The 21,600-nt window shown below is 37.8% G+C and carries 17 protein-coding genes, 1 pseudogene and 1 other annotated feature; of the genes and pseudogenes, 6 read left to right on the top strand and 12 right to left on the bottom strand.

The genetic code is table 11. The annotated features are described in order from the left end of the window. Positions 1-101: 101 nt before the first annotated feature. The 4 genes from PSM_RS14330 to PSM_RS14345 all read right to left on the bottom strand — a co-directional run bounded on the left by PSM_RS14330 (position 102) and on the right by PSM_RS14345 (position 4,001). On the bottom strand, positions 102-1,301 hold the full coding sequence (locus PSM_RS14330) for a hypothetical protein (RefSeq protein WP_010554771.1): 1,200 nt from the start codon (positions 1,299-1,301) through the stop codon (positions 102-104). Beyond that, the gene (locus PSM_RS14335; RefSeq protein WP_010554772.1) at positions 1,301-2,341 is read right to left on the bottom strand and encodes a nucleoid-associated protein; all 1,041 of its coding nucleotides are present in this window, start codon (positions 2,339-2,341) and stop codon (positions 1,301-1,303) included. The genes PSM_RS14330 and PSM_RS14335 overlap by 1 nt, the downstream gene beginning before the upstream one ends. 237 nt (positions 2,342-2,578) lie before the next feature. Continuing rightward, on the bottom strand, positions 2,579-3,142 hold the full coding sequence (locus PSM_RS14340) for a hypothetical protein (protein ID WP_010554773.1): 564 nt from the start codon (positions 3,140-3,142) through the stop codon (positions 2,579-2,581). A 25-nt stretch (positions 3,143-3,167) separates the two neighbouring features. Continuing rightward, on the bottom strand, positions 3,168-4,001 hold the full coding sequence (locus PSM_RS14345) for an HNH endonuclease (protein ID WP_010554774.1): 834 nt from the start codon (positions 3,999-4,001) through the stop codon (positions 3,168-3,170). A gap of 582 nt (positions 4,002-4,583) precedes the next feature. Here PSM_RS14345 and PSM_RS14350 point away from each other — a divergent pair. Continuing rightward, complete coding sequence (locus PSM_RS14350; protein WP_010554775.1) at positions 4,584-6,452, top strand: hypothetical protein; 1,869 nt, start codon at positions 4,584-4,586, stop codon at positions 6,450-6,452. Between the two features lie 354 nt (positions 6,453-6,806). On the opposite strand, the gene greB is transcribed toward PSM_RS14350, so the two are convergent. From greB to PSM_RS14365, 3 genes are read right to left on the bottom strand one after another with little or no spacing between them, the layout of a single operon-like run. Further along, positions 6,807-7,277 carry a transcription elongation factor GreB gene (gene greB, locus PSM_RS14355; RefSeq protein WP_013466105.1) on the bottom strand — a complete coding sequence of 157 codons (471 nt, stop codon included), beginning with the start codon at positions 7,275-7,277 and terminating at the stop codon, positions 6,807-6,809. Positions 7,278-7,298: 21 nt separating this feature from the next. After that, complete coding sequence (gene gmtX, locus PSM_RS14360) at positions 7,299-7,922, bottom strand: gamma-mobile-trio protein GmtX (protein WP_013466106.1); 624 nt, start codon at positions 7,920-7,922, stop codon at positions 7,299-7,301. A 1-nt stretch (position 7,923) separates the two neighbouring features. Beyond that, entirely contained in the window at positions 7,924-9,273 is a 1,350-nt protein-coding gene (locus PSM_RS14365) for a tyrosine-type recombinase/integrase (protein ID WP_013466107.1), read from the bottom strand. Between the two features lie 72 nt (positions 9,274-9,345). On the opposite strand from PSM_RS14365, the gene PSM_RS14370 reads away from it, so the two are divergent. Continuing rightward, entirely contained in the window at positions 9,346-10,548 is a 1,203-nt protein-coding gene (locus PSM_RS14370; protein ID WP_013463204.1) for an IS256 family transposase, read from the top strand. On the opposite strand, the gene PSM_RS14375 is transcribed toward PSM_RS14370, so the two are convergent. The 4 genes from PSM_RS14375 to gmtY form a co-directional block, all read right to left on the bottom strand. Then, positions 10,545-11,501 carry a VPA1269 family protein gene (locus tag PSM_RS14375; RefSeq protein ID WP_013466108.1) on the bottom strand — a complete coding sequence of 319 codons (957 nt, stop codon included), beginning with the start codon at positions 11,499-11,501 and terminating at the stop codon, positions 10,545-10,547. The two genes, PSM_RS14370 and PSM_RS14375, sit on opposite strands and share 4 nt — an antisense overlap. Before the next feature lie 20 nt (positions 11,502-11,521). After that, positions 11,522-12,741 (bottom strand): IS3 family transposase gene (locus PSM_RS14380; protein ID WP_236613520.1). Its coding sequence is split into 2 segments (ribosomal slippage): positions 11,522-12,453 and positions 12,453-12,741, totalling 1,221 coding nucleotides; the frame shifts between segments, so codons are not numbered across the junction. Further along, positions 12,347-12,463, bottom strand: a sequence feature (AL1L pseudoknot). (Overlaps the previous gene by 117 nt.) Positions 12,742-12,753: 12 nt before the next feature. After that, positions 12,754-15,342, bottom strand: a complete 2,589-nt coding sequence (locus tag PSM_RS14390; protein ID WP_013466110.1) for an integrase repeat-containing protein — start codon at positions 15,340-15,342, stop codon at positions 12,754-12,756. After that, positions 15,339-16,643: a gamma-mobile-trio recombinase GmtY gene (gene gmtY, locus PSM_RS14395; RefSeq protein WP_016900090.1), complete on the bottom strand. Its 1,305-nt coding sequence runs from the start codon at positions 16,641-16,643 to the stop codon at positions 15,339-15,341. Before gmtY ends, PSM_RS14390 begins: the two co-directional genes overlap by 4 nt. 138 nt (positions 16,644-16,781) lie before the next feature. Between gmtY and PSM_RS14400 the strand changes: the two are divergent. From PSM_RS14400 to PSM_RS14415, 4 genes and pseudogenes are all read left to right on the top strand, one after another. Continuing rightward, positions 16,782-17,114, top strand: a pseudogene (locus PSM_RS14400) (GreA/GreB family elongation factor); the annotation flags it as partial. Between the two features lie 124 nt (positions 17,115-17,238). Continuing rightward, complete coding sequence (locus tag PSM_RS14405; RefSeq protein WP_013466113.1) at positions 17,239-17,544, top strand: hypothetical protein; 306 nt, start codon at positions 17,239-17,241, stop codon at positions 17,542-17,544. A gap of 55 nt (positions 17,545-17,599) precedes the next feature. After that, positions 17,600-18,178 (top strand): CBS domain-containing protein, encoded by a 579-nt coding sequence (locus PSM_RS14410; RefSeq protein WP_013466114.1) that lies wholly within the window; start codon positions 17,600-17,602, stop codon positions 18,176-18,178. 168 nt (positions 18,179-18,346) lie between these two features. Continuing rightward, a complete protein-coding gene (locus tag PSM_RS14415; RefSeq protein WP_013466115.1) occupies positions 18,347-20,671 on the top strand; it encodes a Tex family protein in 2,325 nt (774 codons plus the stop codon). A gap of 66 nt (positions 20,672-20,737) precedes the next feature. Here the strand turns inward: PSM_RS14415 and PSM_RS14420 are convergent, their stop codons facing one another. Beyond that, positions 20,738-21,595 (bottom strand): putative metalloprotease CJM1_0395 family protein, encoded by an 858-nt coding sequence (locus PSM_RS14420; protein ID WP_013466116.1) that lies wholly within the window; start codon positions 21,593-21,595, stop codon positions 20,738-20,740. Between the last annotated feature and the right edge of the window lie 5 nt (positions 21,596-21,600).

Consider the following 21,600-nt stretch of genomic DNA (forward strand, 5'->3'; position numbering starts at 1 on the left):
ATCAAAAACTCTGACTCCATTGATTGAAAAATCACACATCACTAGACACTATGAAAGTACCACTACTTTGAGAAAATGGTAGTTAAGAAGGAGGCTTGTTATTAATTATAAGCTTTACAAAACATCCAAATTGTTAATCCAACAAGAGAAAGTGTTGCGCATATAGCAATGTATAATTTGATTTCAACCTGGGTCTGCGCGCTTTCAATATCGCTTTTGGCTTTTCCTATCTCCGGAGCCTCATCTTCGTAAGTTTTAGCTAATGCATTGAATACACCGCGATATTCCTTACTCATAGTACTAATTGTTGAAAATTGACCGAACAAATTAAAAATTAGTAATACCGCTAATACTGACACTGTAACAATAACAGACACATTTTTTGCGAATGCCATCGTTTCTAAGCCACCTATTTCAATTTCCTTTATTTGAGTGGTTGCAAACCAAATACCCGCCGGCAGGGATAAAAGTTTAGTCGCTATATTGTCAAAGACCCCATGAATTTTGCTTACATACTCAGTACGCTTTTCCAAATATTCCTTACGCACTTTATCAAAAGTGTAATTTTCTACATAGCTTTGGTAGCTTAAAAGCACATTCGACACCAAAGAGTCCATATGTTGTATCAAATAGCTAAACCGCTGCCTCAACGTATTATCTTTAAGAAACGAAACTAACTCCCTGCACATTAAGCAAGTGATTGCTTCTTTGTGTAAATCTTTACTCAGCAGCTTCTTAAGGGCATCAAGGTCAATCGAGTGCGTTAAATCAGACTCCTTCAAAACAAACTCGAAATTCAAAGGTCGCTCATAGAAAATGGTACTATCTCCACCTTCAGTAGATTCAGCCAACTCTTTTACAAACTCATAGGCCTTGTGCACATTCAGATAATTAACATATTTTTCGTCTCCACTATCTGGTGTCAATAACGTACTAGTGTTAGTGAAAAAAATATATTTAACTGGTGATTTTACACGTAGCTCATTAGCCAGAAGTTCATTCCATTCAGAACAAATTGAATAGTCTGACTTGATTTGTTGTGCGGTTAGCTCGATGTAAAATCGTATATTATTTTCAAAGTGTGCTGGCTTAAGTTGGCTGAGGTTTGCGCTAGAAAAGGGCTTCCCATCTTTATTAAAGTCGTACGAACCTGTAGTTAATCCCGCATCAGCTAGTAACTCCAACTTATCTTTTAGTTGTGGTGTAAGACGAAGCCATCCTTTAAATTCACCGTCTTGAAGTTCTTTTTCATCAAGTGCAGCGAAAACTGCGGCATATGCGTCGAGAATTTGGGTGCTCATTAGTTATCTTGACCAAGATCGTCTTCTAGCTCTTCTTCAATCGCTGCACGCAAAGAGTCAGGGATTTCTGAAAAGGTAAGCTCTCCATCGTCATATTTTACAGTGGTGTTTAGCATACCTCTATCAAAGCTAATCGCAATACCCTTTCCTCTACCAGAAAGTTTTTTGTAGCTTTTTAGTACCTTTGCGTCAATAGCAAGCTCTTCAGGCAAATCATGTATTTCTTTCGCCTGCCTAGCAAATTCATCTGCACGATCTGGAAAAACATGATTTGATACATGGCTCAATTGGACTTGATTCCCAAGTTTTTGTTGCTCTTTAATGTAATCATGCGCTTGTGCAACTTTTTGTGACACGACATCATCGTCCATGCCACAAGCGTTCTTTGCGTAATCTTGTATAGCACTTTTTAATTTCTTGGTTTCAACAGTTGCTGCCAGCTTATCTCTTTGACACCCGATAAATTTTTCAAAATAATCTCTCACGTCGGCTGCTAAGCCTGTTCGGAAGCGAACATATCTTGTGCTTAATTCACTTTTCCATTGAGTAAGGTTGATAGCGGCTCCTAAATGAAGCCTTTTCAAATCTAAGATTTCACTGGCTACAACTTCCAGATTAGCTGCTACATCGATGCCTTCGGTTTTATTCAAAATAGCTACAGCCAACCAATCATCATCGTTTCTTTCATATTGATAAAACACCAGATAACCGCCTTTAACAGAATGTAGTTGATCACCTACGATGACACTTTCATATTTGTTCGCCAATTCTTTTGTCATAGCAATAAAGTCAGAACATTTACATTCATCGTCGTAGTACTTTTTTAGTTTCTGCTCAAAGGCAGGTTCAACTTCATTATCTCCATCTACACCAAATTCGCCGATATTGAGATGAGCATTTGAAAAAAGTTCCAACAATCCGTCCGTTAGCTGTGCTGTCATTCCTTGCGTGCTATTCTCATTATTCCTGAGTTGCTTTGAAAGTCGTTCACCATCTTTGTCACGTTTTACAACATGAATAATTACGTGTTTAATTGCCATACATCGCCTGTTTATTTTTGGACAAGGAACTTTCAAAAGAGAAGAGAAAAGCTAATCCTTGCTTTATATGAATCTAAATCATTCAAACTTTAAATTGTTTTGCCTACACAAAGCAAGCCCTAATAAGCGACATGGGGCAGGTAAGAAGTTTTATCAAAGACCGCTTTTCGCTCTAAGTCGGACTTCGTCAAGTTAGCCTTAACGACAGAACTTTTTAAAAATCCAAAATTTATAATATTAACTGCTACACTTTCTATTATTCTCGATTGCATCAATCTCAGCTTTTTTTTCAATAAACCTCTCTAATGGGTTCCAAGTTTCGTAACATTTTTTTGGCATTGAGTATTTACTCCTCAAAGTTTCTGCTATTTCATTGGCCTCAATTCCAAGAAGTGCATATTGATATTGCCTAGCCCTAAAAGCATCTCTGTAATCAGGTGCTCCATCACCATATTCCGCTGCTATGGAAATAACTTCTTTTGCGTAGTTAAGGCGATTAGGCAAGTCCAATATTCTATACATCAAGTCAAACCTCATTGACTGCCACTTTCCATCTATACCATCTAAGTCGATAGTAGGTGTTTTACTATTTGTCACTAAGCAACCTTGCTGATCTTCCACTCCATTGTCACATACCACCTCAAAACACCCTGAAATAAAATGGTCTAGCTGGCACGAAACTCTTACAGCTAAATATCGAGCATCATTCCTTTTTGAGCGCCATTCATTAAAAAATTCTCTGAGGATAGTTAGTAAAGCCCCTACAAAGACACCAGCTATTCCGATCAATAATTTTTCCATGCTAAGATCGATTCCTTATAAAATTTTAGCAGTTCCCAACTGTAAGCTTTGCTTTCACTATATTGCTCAAACTTTCCTGAGTTAGAAAAGAGTCTTTTTCAAAATGAGCCTTTCGGTGGTCTTTAGGACATAGTGCAATAACATTTATAAATGAATCATCGCCGCCTTGACTTAAAGGGAGGATATGGTGTGTTTCCAAGTATTTATCGCCGCTGTTTGTAATGAATCCATCTGATAAACAGTACTCACACTTACCATTTGATCGTAGCAATACTTTTCTTCGTATAACACTTGAACGGGCATACTCAACTCCATACTTTTCGTATTCGTATTTTGGATTTTTAATATTGTTCGCATCAAACTGGTCAGCAAGCTTAGAAGGTTGGTAGCTGTTGCCTCTTTCGATAATGCAAGCTCCAGTTTTGTCATCATAACCAGTCACAAACCACTTTTCTTGATCCAGTTCTCTTTTAAGAACCCCTTTAGTATTTTCGTTTCCTTGGCATATTACAACATCAATAGATAATTTCTTCTCATATGCCAACCCTATCGCATAGTCAATTTCAAGCGAACGTTTCTTTCTCCCCTTTTCTTGCTCCTCAGCATACTTCTTGAAGCTATGCTCTTGATAGATTCTCCCGTTGATAATTCGCATTTCTTCATACCACAAAAAGAGAACAATGACTTTTTTATCATCACGAACAAAAGACCAATTATAGCAATATTTTGGATTTGACGACGGGCTACGCTCTTTATTGGTAAGTGATTCACTCCAATCAGCCATATCAAACTCTAATGCGGTTAAAATATCATAAACACGCTGCTTCCCAGATGGCCTAAGTTCACTGAGCTGTATCATAAAGTTTCTTCTTTTATAATATTCATAAGGTCTCCAACAGATACTATTGACTTACAGGATTGTAGTGGTCAACTAACTATCGTTTAGCATACAGCAATACCATCATGTGGTTAAATTTTTGACCATGAAAAGGTAACCTCACAAATTCATAGCATCTTGAGGGTAAATTTAAACTGTAAAGCTAAAATAGACACTTAGTTCAATTCAATAAACCAATACTGCCCAAGTGAATTTACTATTCAGGCTAAAAGCCAAAAGGGTAAAATTTTGACTTAATGCATCATAATTCTTGACTGGCCGGTTTTCGCTCACAGCAGGCTTCAGGAACGTGCCATGAGCGGTCATTGGTACTAACTCGTTTATACCTCATTGTGAGTTTCGACATTTTTCTACTAGCTACTCCTCAGCATCAATTGACTTACTTTTCCTTATGCAACACAGTGTACTGGAGGAGGTGAAGCATCAATTTCCTCTGGTTCAACTAACTATATGATTCGTAAGTATATCTCCCTAACAGTATTCATAGTAAAGATTACAATTAACAAATCATATCTCAAGTGTTTAACAAAAGTTTATTGAAATATGAAAATTATTAAAGAATATATACAGTCAGATGGTAAAAAACTAAGACTTAGCGAAGAGGCTGTCACGCATGTCTATGAAGGTAACTTTGTAGTAAGAACTCAGCAAGGTGATGACAATATGACTGTGCTGAGAGGTGGTTTACATTCCTGTAGCGGATGGAACACCTTTAGAAATAATTATAACAAAGAACTTTCTCACTTACACTTTTTCAACAGTAACATTCACAAATACTGGTATTACGCTAGAGAGCTTAGCAATGGAGTTATCACGTTAAGGCTACCCAGAGACTTATTTTCGGGTAAAGCAGCTAAAATAACAATGTATCCAGACGATTATTATAAATCTGGCTACCTATGGAAAACTCTTTTCCCTAAGCATTTTGATAGAAATGCTGTCATCGAGGCAATTGATGAGGCATTAGAGAATGAAGATATAACTCAACGAAGTAATGGTCAGATCATAGGTTACATCAATAATGATGAACCAATGAAAACTATGAAAATAGTTATTCAGTTCAAAGGAACGGAAATTAAATCAGCCTTCCCTGCATGGACTCAACCAAATAGTGGTAACGTGGGAAAACCTTTCTCTCACTATGATAATATAGGATTTATAATATCTCAGTCCACTGAGTATTTTGAAGATAATTATGATTTACAAAACGAAATGAAAATTTCAGTTTTCGGAGAGAAAATTTCTCCTGATTATCTTCCAGATTACACACCAATGATTTTTAAAAGACGAACAAAAATAAATGAAAAAATCAAAGCTGGTGAGTGGATTAAGTCTAGAAGGAAAGAGCTTTCATCGATGAGGTTAGATGATAAAGATAATGATAGACTATACGAGTATATTAATGACCACACTATATTAAAATATTATCCAGAAATAACATCTGGTGCATATTCAACCGCGCTGGATTTAATTTTCGGAGACGAGAGCTTTCACAACTCTTTTCAAATAGTACAAAATATAGTCGATGGTATGTATTATCTTCTTTGTAGCAATCAGAAAGAAAGACTAATTAAAACCATTTGTAATGTGCTTGATAACATGGTGACGCACACCAACTTTGATCAATTGCTAAAAAAGAAAATTATGTCTACAGTCATTTTGATTGTCACTTATCTAAACGACTCAGAGCTATCTTACAAATTCATTCTAACACTTTCAACATCACCGATTAGACGTGAAGCATATCTTGAATATAACTTAAATTCTATAAACAAAAAGAAACTGCAAGTTCCTACAGAAACATACCCAGTAGAATTGGACTTTATAGATAACCCTAACCTAGACTTCCAACTAGAATATAAGGATTTTATTGAATTTCTTAAAGAACTTTATAGTGAAACATATACTTTAAATTTTGACGAGGAAATGCTAAATAACTTACTAAATGACGTAATTGACAATCAAGAGAAGAACTACAAATTTTTAATAAGTGATGCATTAAAATACTTCAGTAAGGAAGATTTCTTATCATTGTCATATCATTTTGATAAAATATTAAACTCTGCTCAAAAATATGAGCTTGGCGATTCATCTAAATTAATTGAAAGTTGTGGGTTGATATTAAGAGATTATTGTAGGATTCAATTTGCACATAGGCAAAGAATTAATGCAAGATACCTAAAATACAATGATTATGTTTCTGTTATATCTATTGATTATATAGATCATAACTTACTTTATGGAAAAATCCTCAAGCATGAGCGCATATCAAATCATTTGAACCTAACTAGATTTACAGATGGTATGTTAAAATTTGCTCTAAAAACAGAAGACAAAAATTTCGAAACGGATATTCATAACTTCAAGGCTCGTATAGGTAAAGAAAAACCACCTTTGCCAGAGATTATGTAGCTTATTCATATCGGGCAATACAACTAATTGAGCATAATAAAATTAAACAGCACAGGCTTTGTGCTGTTTCTTGAGGTTATGAATCATCTGATCTAAATCTTTAACTTAGTGAATTAATTGGGGGCAGGTCATACCTTTTGCCGAGCGGATTTTGCCATACTTGAATTAATCTATCTTTTGCTAATTTAGAAAAGTCGTTGACTCATTCTGTCCAAAAACGAGTTTTTCCTGACCGTCCGCTATTCGCTCAAAGCAGACTAACAGCTATATTCCAGAGGAGATTTTGATGACTAAAGTTCAGCGGTAATGCAGGAATATAAGCACTCTCTTTATAGCATAAGCTGCACTAGCTCTTTACTTATACTCAATTTTATTAATAAACCACTCTTTTACCCCAACTGGCGTTTTCACTTGAAACTCATCATCAACTTCCTTTTTTAGCATCGCTCTGGCCATAGGAGAGTCAATAGAAATGTAATCGTTACGACCATAGATCTCATCAGGGCCAACTATGCGAAAAGCTTTTGTTTCACCATCATCATTTTCAATCTCTACCCATGCCCCAAAGAAAACCTTGCCGGCTTGCTGAGGAGAGTAGTCAATAACTTTGACGGCTTCGATGCGCTTTCTAAGGAACCTAATTCGAGAATCTATCTGTCTAAGTAATCTTTTATTTTCTTTATAATCGGCATTATCTGAACGATCGCCAAGGCTAGCAGCCCAAGCTACTTTTTTTGTTATTTCAGGTCTGTAGTCGCGCCAAAGATAATTAAGCTCTTTATTTAGCTTGTCTAATCCTTCACGCGTTATTAGATCGGTATACAATTAGTTTGCCCCATCCCACTATTACAAATACTGCAATGCTTTTTTAACAGCATCTAAAGTTGCAACCGGGAGAAAATTATCTTTATCATTACTTGATAATATACTACCGTTTGGCCCCACTTCCAAACCTGCTCGGCGCATAAACTCTTTAGATATGAGGTATTCAAGAGCTTCTCTTTCTAAGTCAGTCAATTTTAAGTTTGGTGACGAAGACGACCCACCGTCATAAAATTCTATGACTTGATCAATCGGTACGATCTCCTTTACTAATTTTTCAGCTGCTAATTTTTGAGAGTAGAGAATGTTAGCTTGCAGCCTAACTACAGGGTCTTTTAATTTTTCTATCCAAGTGAAGCTTTTTCCTTTATTTAAACTAATAGTTGACTTATCAGGTTGTAAGCTTGAGTTTGCAAAACTCGCTATCAAGGTTCGGTATGGTTCTCCTGTCTTGTTACGTATACTTTGAGCTGCTGGAACACCACGACCTTTGCCAAGACGTGCAATAATAGAGTAACCAAATTCATTTAAGCCGCGTTCTTTTTGTTCTGTACAGACTTGAAAAATTGCATCTAATGAGCTTTGGACACGTGAAGATGTTTGCTTTTTAAGTTGTTCATGTACTGTTTTAGGCGATAATTCAGTCATGTTAATCTACCTGTTTTAGTGGTGTTGAACTTGCGAATAATGATTTAATATCCATCAAGGTCAACCTTTCTTTTTCTAAAAAGTCGTTTAAAGCTAAAGTACCGTTTATTAGCTTATCAAGCTTCTCCCAGCTTTGAAGTCTTGACAGCATAAGCTGTGTCATTTGGTTGCCAACCGCAAGCTGCTGCTTCTCTGTTAGAAAGATAAATTGAGGATTCATTCCATTGTTCAGCAACATCCTATCAAGAGCCTGGCTTCTCCGTGTAACTGCTAGTTCATCACTACAGCTATGATAAAGTTCAGCATTCTCACATACTTCTGAAAGTTGCTGAAAACTGCTAACATCATCGAGTTCAAAGCTAATTTCAAACTCATTAGGTACTATTAGCTGAAGCTTTGAATCCCCTTGTTGCTTATCGTTATTTATTACCTTTTGACAATTAGTCAGGTGCTTATGAAGCGAGTTCATATCAGCCATATATAAATCTAACTTTTTAGCTCTAGTTTCAATTTCCGAATTTAATTTGCGTCTGAGAGCTTGAAGTTGTTGCTTTTCATCTTCTAATTGCTGATTTTTTTGTTTATACAACTCATGTGAAATAACATCTACTCTACTAGCTGCATTATTTAGCTCTTCTTCTAAGCTTGTAAAGCGATATGATTGAGTGTTAACGGCTAGACTAACCTCATTAAAAAGTGCTGAAAGACCCATCATAAAAGCTGGACCTGTGACAAAAAACCTGCATTGAATACAATTTTGTTCACCTAGGTAACCTGCATTCACAGGGTGATATATATTTGCCTTTGTCGCAACTGCATCACCGCCTTCTCTACAGAACGCACCGCCAACAGGGCAGATTCCAAAGTCTTTAAACAGATAGCTAGAAGCAGGTCTACTATTGTTTAAAGTCTGCAGAAATTCAGGGTTGTTTCCAAGTAATTGCTTTTTACATTCTTCAATTCGTTGGGATTCAATAAAGCTTTTTAAAGTATCCGACCCATTGCTTAAGGCTTGTTTCTCACCAAGTTTCAGTTTTTCGCGAATATTAGCTCCCGTTTTATCACTTTTTAAGTAGTAAATCGACATCACAACAGATGAGTGGCCAACTAGCTTCATGATGACTTCGAGTGGCATACCAAACTCATAAACGTATGCATTAATTAAACTCACACGCATAGAGTGAGGAGTATATTCAGATTTAAATAAGCTAAGAGCAATGCCCTCTTGCTGCTCAAGTTGAAGATGACATTCTTTGAAACTTTTTCCAGCATAAGTTGCAGAAGTGAGTTGGTCTTTCGAAGCAAAAAATAGTGCTGCTGCAAGGCGGCTTGCTAAACGAGAGCCAAACAAACCAGGCTCTTCATTTGGTAGTGTTTAGAAATCTGTGTCATTTCAGTATTATTAAGAAAACAGGAGTGACACATGACTCAATCTTTCGACTTCAACAAAGCATTAGCTGAACTTCAAGCTGGTAAAGGCCTTACTGGCGAAGACGGTGTTCTAACACCATTAATTAAACAACTCACCGAAGCGGCTCTTAAAGCTGAATTAGAGCAGCATTTAGAATCTGAGACCGAAGTTAACCGTAAAAATGGTTCAACCAAAAAAACAGTTAAGTCATCCATAGGTCAATTCGAACTTGAAACGCCCAGAGATCGTTCAGGTTCGTTTGAACCTCAGTTTGTTAAAAAGAACCAAACCAAGTTAACGCCTGAAATTGATGAGAAAATCCTATCTATGTTTGCTTTAGGTATGAGCTACCGAGATATTCGAGGCCACATACAGGATATGTATGGCGTTGAGGTATCAGAGGCCACCATCACTGCCGTAACAGACCAACTGATACCAGAGCTTAAAGCATGGCAAGCGCGCAGCTTAGACACGCTTTACCCGTTTATCTGGCTTGATGCCATTCATTATAAGATTAAAGAAAATGGGCGCTACGTGAGTAAGGCTATTTATACCGTACTAGGTGTCAATATCGAGGGCCGCAAAGAGTTACTTGGTTTATATATCTCTGAAAGTGAAGGGGCTAACTATTGGCTATCAGTATTAACAGATTTACATAATCGTGGTGTATCCGATATTTTAATTGCCTGTGTTGATGGACTAAAAGGTTTCCCTGAAGCAATAGCAACAATCTATCCTGACGCCGAAGTGCAGGAGTGCGTTATTCATCAAATTCGTAATTCGATGAAGTATGTTGCTTCAAAGCACCAAAAAGAGTTTATGGCTGACTTGAAACCCGTTTATAAGGCAGCCACTAAAGATGCAGCAGAAGCCGCTCTCGCCGAATTAGATGCCAAATGGGGCAAGTTATACCCTATCGTTATCGAGTCTTGGCGTCGTAAATGGGGCAATCTGTCGGTTTACTTCAAGTATCCAGATTACGTGCGTAAAGCTATTTATACCACAAATGCAATTGAAGCTGTACATCGTCAGTTTAGACGACTCACCAAGACTAAGGGAGCATTCCCTAATGAAAACAGCTTGATGAAATTATTGTATGCAGGCATATTGAATGCCTCGAAGAAATGGACAATGCCAATCCATAATTGGAATCTGACATTGTCGCAATTGGCCATCCACTTCGAAGGTAGGTTAGATGGTGTGCTAGATATTTAGCAACTTAGGCTGACACAGAATTCTGAACGCCCTCCTTCATTTTGATAACCTCTGAACAAAAAACAATTAATCCCTTTTTGTTTTCTCTGTACCTCATTTAAATTAGTTCGCCTACAATCAAACCACTTTGTTGGTTTTGAAATGGGGTTATACTTTTCTTGCCACTTTCTCAACTTAATGAGCCAATAAGCTAATTCGATTGGCATAAATGCTATGGTATAACCTTCACCACTAAAGTGAGTTTTATTCGAAGTATAATGGACACCAAAGTCATTATCTTTGGTTTTGTTTATCATACCTTGTTGTTTTGTTAGACCTGTTAACTTATTCCGATTTGGTTTCCAGATAATTGATCCATTTTTTATATCCGGCACTTCTGCATCTGCCTCACCCGAGTCACAATAAACAATTTGTCTTCCTCTTGCAGGTAACTGCATTAATGCATATGTATAAGTCCAGTATATTGGCAGCCAAAGGAATGTTTTATCTCCTTCCTGCCTGATAATACAATCAGGATCTGTAGTGTCAATAAGGGATAGGTCATTGATTTGAATCCAATCTGCTGAGGTTCTGTGGAGGTGTTTGAGATCTGAATAGTTAGTCTTATTTTGAATCTCATTAGGAGGAAATATCCACTCTCTAGCACTTTTTACAAACTGATAAGGCAAAGCTAATTTATTTGTTTCATTGAGTAAAACTGGTGCTATTTCATCATCAAAGTTAATTCGGGCAAAGGGGTTTCTTGCTCCTTTAATTCTAGAAATTTCTCCCGTTTCAGGGTCTTCAACAGTTAAAAAGTTAACAATAGTCCAATTTAAAAACTCATTAACTGAAAATAACCACTTTTTCTTACGTAAAACAGATTCCTCTTCAAATAAATCTAACATTGGTTGTATATTAGTTTTTTCTCTTATAAGGAATTCTAAAGGGGATATGAATCGCCCCGAGTTCATCGGAGACCAGTTTGTTTAAGTCAGGCCACTTTACCTGACTCGTTTAAATTATCATAGTAGTCTGTTTCATATTGAGCTGGTGAAATATACCCAATTGAAGATAATAAGCGTTGATTATTAAACCAATTGACCCACTCTAACGTTGCGTATTCAACAGCATCAACATTCTTCCACGGGCCATTTCTGCGAATAATCTCTGTTTTAAATAATCCATTTATTGTTTCAGCCAATGCATTGTCATAAGAGTCACCCACACTGCCTATAGACGCTTGAATTCCAGCTTCAGCAAGTCGCTCAGTGTATCGTATAGACAAATATTGGCTGCCTCTGTCGCTGTGGTGAATTAACCCTTCGGGGTTGCCACGATGCCAAATAGCTTGCTCTAACGCATCAAGAATAAGCTCTGTGTGCATTGTCGTTGATACACGCCAACCTACAATGTATCGTGAAAAAACATCTATCACGAAAGCGACATAAACAAACCCACTCCATGTGGCAACATAGGTGATGTCAGCTACCCAAAGTTGATTTGGCTGCTCAGCAGTAAATTGACGATTAACTAAATCAAGTGGCTTATCTTGTTGCTCGTCAGGTATCGTTGTCTTATGTGCTTTACCCCGACGAACACCTTGAATTCCCATAACTCGCATCAATCGTTCGACTGTACAGCGGGCGACTTGATGGTCGTCAAGCTGTAGCTGCTTCCATATTTTTCTTGCACCATAAACTGACATATTATCCTCCCACACTTCGCGAATGAGTATTATCAGCTCAGCATCACGCTTTTTGCGGTTAGACAGTCGCTCAGGCTCTCTTTGTATCTGTTTATGAGAATAATACGTTGATGGTGCAATCGGCAATTCCTTGCAAATTGACTCGACACCGTAATGCTCTCTGCAAGCATCAATAAAATCCACTATTACTTCTGTTTGCGGTCGAGCTCCGCTTGGGCGAAAAAAGCGGCAGCTTGCCTCAGGATATCATTCGTTCGCTTGAGCTCTTTATTCTCGCGCTCTAAGACGGCAAGGCGTTCTTCAGTTGATTGCGTATTAGAAGAGGGTTTAGACGGTTGAGCTTGAGATTTCTTGACCCATGCTCTAAGTGTTTCTGGGGTACATCCCAGTTTATCTGAAATCGATACTAGCGCAGCCCAAAGAGAAGGGTATTCATGCTGTTGTGTGGTAACAAGCCTAATTGCACGTTCACGAAATTCTGATGTATAGCGATTTGATTTTTTCATAGTTCCAGTTTCTCAAGTTATTGAGTCTCTGGCAAACACGGGGCGATTCAATACTTCATAATTGTTAGGTTCAATATATTCACGAACAAACTCACATAAATCTTTGACCTTTGTATCACCAGCTTTAGCAGATTTCAAAAATTCAACTATGAAATCTGCCCAAAATTTCCATTTTGGATCAAAATATTTAATTTGATATGGTCTATTTGTTCCAAGAAAATTATATGCGTTTGTCCAGCCACATGTTTTATAAGTCTCTTCTGGCGACGAAGGAATTCGCGGATCATGTAGTTTGGTGCGCATATCTTTATAATCTTTTAAAGTCTTACATTTATATTTTAATACTATTAAACGTAGTTCTTCATATGAATATGGCCGGGGGATATTTAATAAATCATACCAATCAACCCAATCTTCAAACTTTTTATCTGGCTTGGAAGGTAATTGTTTATATTTTTTTTGTACCTCCCGATACTGCTTCGAGTTACTAATATTAAGTATTTTGCATGCTTTTTTGAGTATTTCTAAGTTATCAACGATTTCAGGTAAGACAAAATCTTTCCAATTTGTCCAACTAGCAGAGTAATAGCTGTCAGGATTCTTAGGTAAGTACAAATCAGCTAAAGGACAGTTTTTATAATCGGCAAAACTAATAATATTTAAAGTTTGGATAATTTTCTTAGCATCTTCATAAGACTTAAAACTTTTCTTTTTCAATCCAAGAAACTCTATCCAATTTATCCAATCATCTGCGTATAAAGCAAAAGGTTTTACAGCTAAACGTGGATCTTCTTTATATCTGGCCTTGTATTCTAGCAAAGAGGATACTTTTAGTGCTTTCGCTGCATTATGAGCTTCTGTATAAGTGGGATAAAACTTGCTCGCTACTTTAAGAAAGTCTTGCCAAGACTCCCATCTATGGGTATAGATTTGTCGTGGAACTGATGGTAACTTCAAGTCTTTTTTATAGTTTTCTCGATATTCAGCAGCTGTTTTGATACCTAATTTAATAGCTGACTGCTGTGCCTCGTCATAGCTATGAAATTTAGGCGATTTTCCTAGAAAAGTATGCCAATTAATCCATTCTTTGCAATATTTTCCATCGGGCTTTGCTGGTAAGTTAGGATCTAAGTGATATTTACTTTTGTACTCTTTCAGGGAAGTGATATTCATTGCCTGCGTGGCTTGCATAGCTTCAATAAGAGTTAAATATTTTTCTTTCTTTGGAGTATTTAAAAAAATTTTCCAGCCAAGCCAGTCTTTTAAGTAAACTTGGTCTGGACAAGATGGGAGTTTTGGATCATCTAAACGTTTTTGTTTGTATTGAACTAATGTGGTGGCCCCTAGTTTTTTTACAGCAACTTTAGCTTCCTCATATGTCAGATAAAACTGTATAAGCTTTTTACCTAAAAAATCCCCCCAGTTTATCCAGTCTTCTTCATATACATTATCTGGTTGTGATGGTAGTTGAAAATCTTCTTTAAAACGTTTCTTATATTCGACGCTAGATTTAATTCCTAATGCTTGAGTGGCGCTCTTAGCATCTGCGTAAGAAGTATAAAATTTGTAAGTCTTATTTAAAAAGTGGGGCCAACCACGCCAACTTTTGGCATACTTTTTATTAGGCATACTAGGAAGCATTGGATCGTTGTGATAGTTCTCACGGTATTCAGTTACCGAAGTTATACCTAGTTTTAGAGCAGCTTTTTGAGCAAGCTCATAGCTCTCATAAAATTTTATATCTTTTCCTAGAAAACTAAACCAGCCAGGCCATTCATCTTTATATTTTCTAGTTGGTTTCGCTGGTAGCCTGGGGTCTTCTTTATAGCGTTTAACATATTCACTACTAGATTGAATCCCTAAAGATATAACTGCTTTTTTTGCAGAGCTTAAATCAAAGTAGGATTCATCAAATGTATTTAAAAAATGCTGCCAACCCTCCCACTCTTTAAAAAACACCTTGTCAGGGGAGAAAGGTAGTAGGGGATCATTCCTACGACACGAAATGTAGGCTTTTTGGGTCTTAATTCCAAGATCTATAACAGCTTTTTGAGCTAAGCTATACGAAGTATATACTTCTTTTTCCTTACCTAAAAAAGATTTCCACCCTTTCCATTCGCTTGAATAAGTTATTCCTGGGACCGATGGCAACTGTGGGTCTTGTTTATATTGTGCCATATATTGAGTACTTGTCGTGATACCCAATACACTCACTGCTTTTTCCGCGAGATCAATAGAGCTATAAAAGTTTTGATTAGTATCAAAAAAATCTCTCCAACCTTTCCAGTCATCTTCATAGTAAATATTTGGTGCACTAATTAGTAAAGGGTCTGATTTATATTGCCTCTTATACTCTCGCCTTGTAGTAACGCCTAGTGCTTGTATTGCTTTTTTAGCATCAGATAATGTAGCGTAAAATTCTTTTTTTGTGCCAAGAAAGCTCTCCCAACCTTCCCATTCATTTTTATAGATTTTATTGGGCGTATTAAATAGCAGCGGATCTTCTTTATATCTTAGTTTATATTCTTTGGAGGTTTTTACACCAAGCAATTGTGCATGTTTTTTGGCTAGTGCGTATTCTGGATAAAAGTACTTTTTCATATATCATTCTTTCTCATTATATTACGAATATCGGTATCATTAGGTTTCAAATAAACCAAACAACTGAAATTACTTTTATGGTGCATAGCTTTTTGTATCTCTAGCTGATTGAAGCCTGCTTGGTTTAAACTATATCCATAAGAATGCCGATGAGAATGTGGGCTAGTACCGAAGCACTTTCCAGCATCAAGTCCAATTCGCTCGACTCCACGTTTGTACTTTTGGATAAAGTTCTTTTTAGATTCAGGGTCTCCATTTGAGTTAGTGAAAAGGTATGGATGATTTCCAGTAATTCTTACTGCTAGATATTGTTCCAGTAACCAAGCCAGTTCTTTAGCCTTGTTATTTGGAAATATCATGACATCGAAAGAAAGATTTTTATTCGTTAATAGAGGCTGCTTCCATCCTGAATAAAGCCTATGAGAGCGTTGATATTCATTGCGTGGTTTTTGTCGAAAGCGAGTATTTAGATACTCGCGTCGATTGGAGAAACCTAGCTCTGGACTAGCTCCATCGCTTGGGTGAAAAACAGAAAAAATTGCCGTACTATTTTTAACATCAATAGTAATATCTCGAATATATATGTGAAAGCATTCAGATAATCTTAGTCCACCATAATGCATTAACATAACTATTAAGACGCAGCCAAAATCAACTTCTCGTGTTCGATGATTAAGAAACCCATACTTCAAGAAGCGCTGAAAGTGCTCTTCTGGAAATCGATTTACAGACTCAATAGATAGTAAATGATTCATTGGCCCTTGAATGCTTCGTATCATTTCGAATCTATTTTTAGATGGGTTACTCAGATGATTTAAAAAGCAATTCGATTCACGTTTATAATAAGCACACCAGCGCATTCGTTCTTCAGCTCTAGTAGCTTTTCTTAATGGGTTTAGGTTAGGAAGATCATATCCATAGATTTCATCAAGATAGTCACAATAACAATTAATATGACTCAATAACACATTAACATCTTCAACCTTTCGCGGGGACCAATACAAATTCGAGGGATCATTCTGAGAATCATCTATTGAGCCAAAGCAAAGAACGTCAACAAACGAACGTAATAGCTCAGTTGCTGATGTGAATGTACTTGAATGAGCATTCATAAACTTAAGCAGTTGCTCAACCGCAAACACATTTCGTTCAAGCCAAGACTGAGATTTATTACGTTTTGTATAAAGAAATCTAAGATGTGAAACTAATATACCTTTATCTGTTATGAGTACTGGCAAGCTAACAGCCAAGACAGATTGATTTGCTTTATAATCGACACGCCGTTTTAGAATATAAGCCAAAATACTAATCCAATAAGTTGTACTATTAAGTATATAGTTAGTGACACTAAGATAACTAGGTTTAGAGTATTTATATTGATTTAGCAAATTATATTACTTACTTAATGATAATTAGTATGCGAAACACAGTAGTACTAATATCAGTATAACAAGCGTCTATTACGCCAAATAGACCGCCGAGTGCGCTATCTACGTAAGCGCATCCCCGATTTAAAAATTGTTGATTACTCACCCGTGCAAGACGGCAAAGTTTTTTTTGGTGCTTGGGTTGAAATAGAAAACGAGGCTGGGGAGTGTAAGAAGTTTAGAATTGTCGGTCCCGATGAAATTTATGATCGCAACGATTACATTTCTATTGACTCACCGATGGCGCGAGCATTATTAAAAAAACAAGTAGACGATGATTTTGAGGTCATGACCCCTCAAGGTGCTAAGCAATGGTATGTAAATAATATTTCCTACCAAAAATAAAACGGCTTAGTTTTGATTCAGATCATATTAACTTTTTATTGTTTATATTATCTGAGTAAGCTATAACTAAAGTAACTCAAGTTATGATGTATTAATTTGAGAGTAGTTAATTAAGGTCGTCACTATGTCAAACATTACAGCGCGCATATTACAACATGCCCTATTGTTTACACTCTTTATGAGTGTAAGTTTGACATTGCATGCAACACCCAAAAATACGCAAATTGATGCTGGTTTTACACCTGCAGAATTTATTGTTTGCGACTCTCCTGACCAAGCAAACCTCGACACCGATATAGATTCTCATGTCGGTGTTATTGCGCTTAGAGAAATTCAACCACTTCCTTTAGCGTTTTACTTTCATTATGAAAGCAGCCTTTTAGTCACACCTTACAGCCATGCACACCCGCGAGCGCCACCCGTTATTTAGTTTAATAACTTGCTTTTAAACATTATTAAATTTTATAACTAATTAGGTGGATATTATGTCTAACTTTAAAGAACTCCGTACCCAAGATATTTCGCATGGCACTATTGCGAATACATTTACTAATGAAGCTGTCATTGATTTAACTTCACCTGCTACACAAGTGGTGACTAGTTTTACTGATACAAGCCCGATGCGTGCATCGTTTGATACAACAATTGAACAAGCGTCAAAACAGTTAACGACTCAACGCTCTGATTTTATTTTGGTAACTGATGAGCAGCAAAAGCTAGTAGGTATAGTGGCGAGTGCTGATTTACAAAGCTCAAAAATCATGATTTTAGCACAGCGTTTAGGCTTGCCTCGTAGTGAAATTAGCTTGCGCTATTTAATGACACCGCTAAGTAATTTAATGGGTGTAAGTATGAAAAGCTTAAGCTACTCATGCATTGGTGATGCACTGCAAACTATGGAACATCATGGCGCTATGTTTTTATTAGTCACTGCGGCTAATAATGAAATAAGTGGTTTAATTTCAGCACGCGATATAGCACGTAAGCTGCAAATTCCTGTTCATATTAGTCCAATAGCGCACACATTTAGTGAAGTACTCGAAAGTATAGAGCACCCTCACTAAATCAGCTTTTTATTAGTATAGTTCCAACCCCAGTAATGGCATCTTAAAGCAAGTAAAATAGCTTGCTTTAAGAGCTTTTTATTACCTTCCCCTGTGATATTATTCAAGACATTGACGCATCAGTTAACTTCTTAGCTGGTCTTATTTTTTGTATTAAAAGGTTTTTGCATGAGCGATATCTCTGCACGTTTAGCAACTGAGCTAAATGCACAGCAGCAACAAGTGGTTGCAGCAACAAAGTTACTTGATGAAGGCGCAACCGTCCCCTTTATTGCCCGTTACAGAAAAGAAGTGACCGGTGGATTAGATGACACCCAACTACGCCTTCTAGAACAACGTTTATCTTATTTACGTGAACTTGAAGAGCGTCGTGGCTTTATTCTATCGACGATAGAATCTCAAAATAAGCTTACCGGGGAATTAGCAGCTGATATAAAAGCAGCGCAAAGTAAAACCGAGCTTGAAGATTTATACTTGCCTTATAAGGCAAAGCGTCGCACTAAAGGTCAAATCGCTATTGAGGCCGGTTTAGAACCTCTTGCTAATGCGTTATTTAACGACCCAATGCTCGACCCAGAAGCTGAAGCTGCTCACTATATTAATGCCGATAAAGCCATTATTGATACAAAATCAGCCCTTGATGGTGCCAAATTTATTCTAATGGAGCGTTTTGCTGAAGACGCTAAATTACTCGCTAAGTTTAGAAGCCATATTAGTCAAAATGGGGCGATTGAGAGTAAGTTAATTGACGGGCAAGAACAAGCAGGTGCTAAATACAGAGACTACTTTGAACATCAAGAGCCGTTAAAAAAAGTGCCCTCGCACCGTGCATTAGCCATGCTAAGAGCACGTAATGAAGGCATTTTACAGTTAACGATTAACCCTGAGCCAAGTGCTGAAAATCCAGCCCAGTTATGTGCCCAAATGATCAGTGATCATTACCGCCTAGATATTAAAAACAAACCTGCTAGTGCATGGTTATTAACTGTGGTGCAGTGGGCATGGAAAATTAAGCTTGGGCTACACTTAGAAAACGAGTTTTTAGCCGCAATGCGTGAAAAAGCCGAAACCGGTGCCATTGACGTATTTGCTAAAAATTTAAAAGATTTATTAATGGCAGCGCCTGCAGGCCCTCGCACAACACTTGGTTTAGATCCTGGCTTGCGTACTGGTTGTAAAATTGCGGTAGTCGATAGCACAGGAAAACTGCTCGCTACACAAACAATCTTCCCACATGCACCGCAAAATCATTGGGATAAATCACTGCGTACGCTCGAGCAATTATGCCGCCAACATAAAGTTGAGCTTATTGCGATTGGTAACGGCACTGCTTCTCGCGAATCAGATAAACTGGTTGGCGAACTTATCAAAGCCAATGCCGAGCTTAAACTGAATAAAATTATGGTCAGTGAAGCCGGCGCTTCGGTGTATTCTGCGTCTGAATTTGCCGCTAATGAGTTCCCAGATTTAGATGTATCTTTACGCGGTGCAGTATCTATTGCACGTCGCCTCCAAGATCCATTAGCTGAACTAGTTAAAATAGAGCCTAAGTCTATCGGTGTAGGCCAATATCAACACGATGTATCACAAAGCCAACTTGGGCAAAGCCTAATTTCTGTAGTAGAAGACTGTGTAAACAGTGTTGGGGTTGATTTAAATATGGCCTCAGTGCCTTTGCTTGCACGTGTTTCTGGCTTAAACAAAACGTTGGCTCAAAACATTGTAAACTACCGTGACACGAATGGGTCATTTACAAAACGTAGTCAATTGAAAAAAGTAGAACGCTTAGGGCCAAAAGCATTCGAACAAGCGGCCGGGTTTTTACGCATTAATAATGGCAGCGATCCGCTAGATAACTCATCAGTTCACCCTGAAGCATACCCAATCGTTAAGCGTATTTGTGAACATAATCAGGTAGACGTAAATAACTTAATTGGTAACAGTGAATTTTTAAGTAAACTCGCTGCAAACGACTATATTGACGATAAATTTGGCTTACCAACCGTGACTGACATTATTAGCGAGCTTGATAAACCAGGTCGCGATCCACGTCCTGAATTCAAAACCGCGGAGTTTAAAGCCGGTGTTGAAAAAATTAGTGACCTTAAGCCTGGTATGATTTTAGAAGGTGTGGTTTCTAACGTTGCTAATTTTGGTGCATTTGTTGATGTGGGTGTTCATCAAGATGGACTCGTACATATTTCAGCTATTACTAACAAGTTTATTTCAGACCCACGCGAAGTGGTTAAAGCAGGTGACATTGTTAAAGTAAAAGTGGTTGAAGTCGATGCTGCCCGTAAACGCATTAGTTTTACTATGCGCCTAGATGACGACATAGACACCAGCAATAAAGCAGCTGCTGCGGCACAGCAAAAGCCTCGCAGCAATAATACCAACCAAGCACGAGCGCCTAAGCCTAAACGCGATACAGGCAATGCGATGATGGGGAATGCCTTTGCTGACGCCTTTGCTAACGCAAAAGTGAAAAAGTAATTTAAACGATATATTTAAAAATAAAAAAAACCGCCTAGGCGGTTTTTTTTATGCATTTTAAATAAGCTAAATTTGCGCTGAAAATTCGCTCTGAATCGCGGGTGATGTCGCCAGTTGATAAAAGCTAGCAATGCGTCCTGCACGCGCTTCAACTTCAATATCACGCGATTGTTCTTCGCTTTTAGCGGTTTTTACTTCTGAACTTTCACTATTAGAAAACGACGCACTGACTCTACTTTTATCTTCGCTGCTGTCTTCGTCATCAGCTGAAGCTAACTCAGCTTGTGCGGCAGCCATTTTCTGTGTGGCGTCTGCCGCAATCGCTCTGTCGGCACCTGAGGGTTCTGCTGGTGCTAGTGCAGCAGCACGTACCGTTTGCATTTTATCGATGGTTGCTTGCGGATCGCCATTGATAACCCCAACATCAATCGGTACTTCACCACCTACGGCATAATTAGTTCCATCGGGGCCTCTTTGGTATTCGTAACTGGGTGAACCGGCATATTGTCCACCAACAGCCGCATGCGCTTGCTCGTGGGTTCGCACTTCGGTATCGCGAGCTTTGAGCTCTTTAATTTGTTGCTGTTCTTGCTCAAGTTGAAGCTCTTCTTGCTCACTAACTTCTTCGGCAGCTTGCTGTTTTTCTTGCTCGGCATCATCTTGATCACTATCAGCATTGCCTTCGCGTTGTTCAATAATTTTGTTGTCTGCAATTTTGCCGCTTGCAGTATAAGTTGAACTATCGCTGTTACCAGGTAGTTTGGCTTTTTCTGCATCACTTTGAGCTTTGTTTTCAGTACTACCAGCGGTGTTTGCAGCGGCTGGGGGAATGACTTCACGTAACTGATTGTCACGCCGAGCAGTCTCCGTATAAACATTTGCAGTGTTTATATTGATAGACGGAAACGGCGTGACGATATTCATGAGGA

The organism is Pseudoalteromonas sp. SM9913, assembly GCF_000184065.1.
Lineage (GTDB): Bacteria > Pseudomonadota > Gammaproteobacteria > Enterobacterales > Alteromonadaceae > Pseudoalteromonas > Pseudoalteromonas tetraodonis.

What these genes read in the sequence shown, in the direction of transcription:
- PSM_RS14330 (WP_010554771.1), bottom strand. Translation starts at nt 1,301, where the DNA reads ATGAGCACCCAAATTCTCGACGCATATGCCGCAGTTTTCGCTGCACTT.
- PSM_RS14335 (WP_010554772.1), bottom strand. Translation starts at nt 2,341, where the DNA reads ATGGCAATTAAACACGTAATTATTCATGTTGTAAAACGTGACAAAGAT.
- PSM_RS14340 (WP_010554773.1), bottom strand. Translation starts at nt 3,142, where the DNA reads ATGGAAAAATTATTGATCGGAATAGCTGGTGTCTTTGTAGGGGCTTTA.
- PSM_RS14345 (WP_010554774.1), bottom strand. Translation starts at nt 4,001, where the DNA reads ATGATACAGCTCAGTGAACTTAGGCCATCTGGGAAGCAGCGTGTTTAT.
- PSM_RS14350 (WP_010554775.1), top strand. Translation starts at nt 4,584, where the DNA reads ATGAAAATTATTAAAGAATATATACAGTCAGATGGTAAAAAACTAAGA.
- gmtX (WP_013466106.1), bottom strand. Translation starts at nt 7,922, where the DNA reads ATGACTGAATTATCGCCTAAAACAGTACATGAACAACTTAAAAAGCAA.
- PSM_RS14370 (WP_013463204.1), top strand. Translation starts at nt 9,346, where the DNA reads ATGACTCAATCTTTCGACTTCAACAAAGCATTAGCTGAACTTCAAGCT.
- PSM_RS14375 (WP_013466108.1), bottom strand. Translation starts at nt 11,501, where the DNA reads ATGAACTCGGGGCGATTCATATCCCCTTTAGAATTCCTTATAAGAGAA.
- PSM_RS14390 (WP_013466110.1), bottom strand. Translation starts at nt 15,342, where the DNA reads ATGAAAAAGTACTTTTATCCAGAATACGCACTAGCCAAAAAACATGCA.
- PSM_RS14405 (WP_013466113.1), top strand. Translation starts at nt 17,239, where the DNA reads ATGTCAAACATTACAGCGCGCATATTACAACATGCCCTATTGTTTACA.
- PSM_RS14410 (WP_013466114.1), top strand. Translation starts at nt 17,600, where the DNA reads ATGTCTAACTTTAAAGAACTCCGTACCCAAGATATTTCGCATGGCACT.
- PSM_RS14415 (WP_013466115.1), top strand. Translation starts at nt 18,347, where the DNA reads ATGAGCGATATCTCTGCACGTTTAGCAACTGAGCTAAATGCACAGCAG.
- PSM_RS14420 (WP_013466116.1), bottom strand. Translation starts at nt 21,595, where the DNA reads ATGAATATCGTCACGCCGTTTCCGTCTATCAATATAAACACTGCAAAT.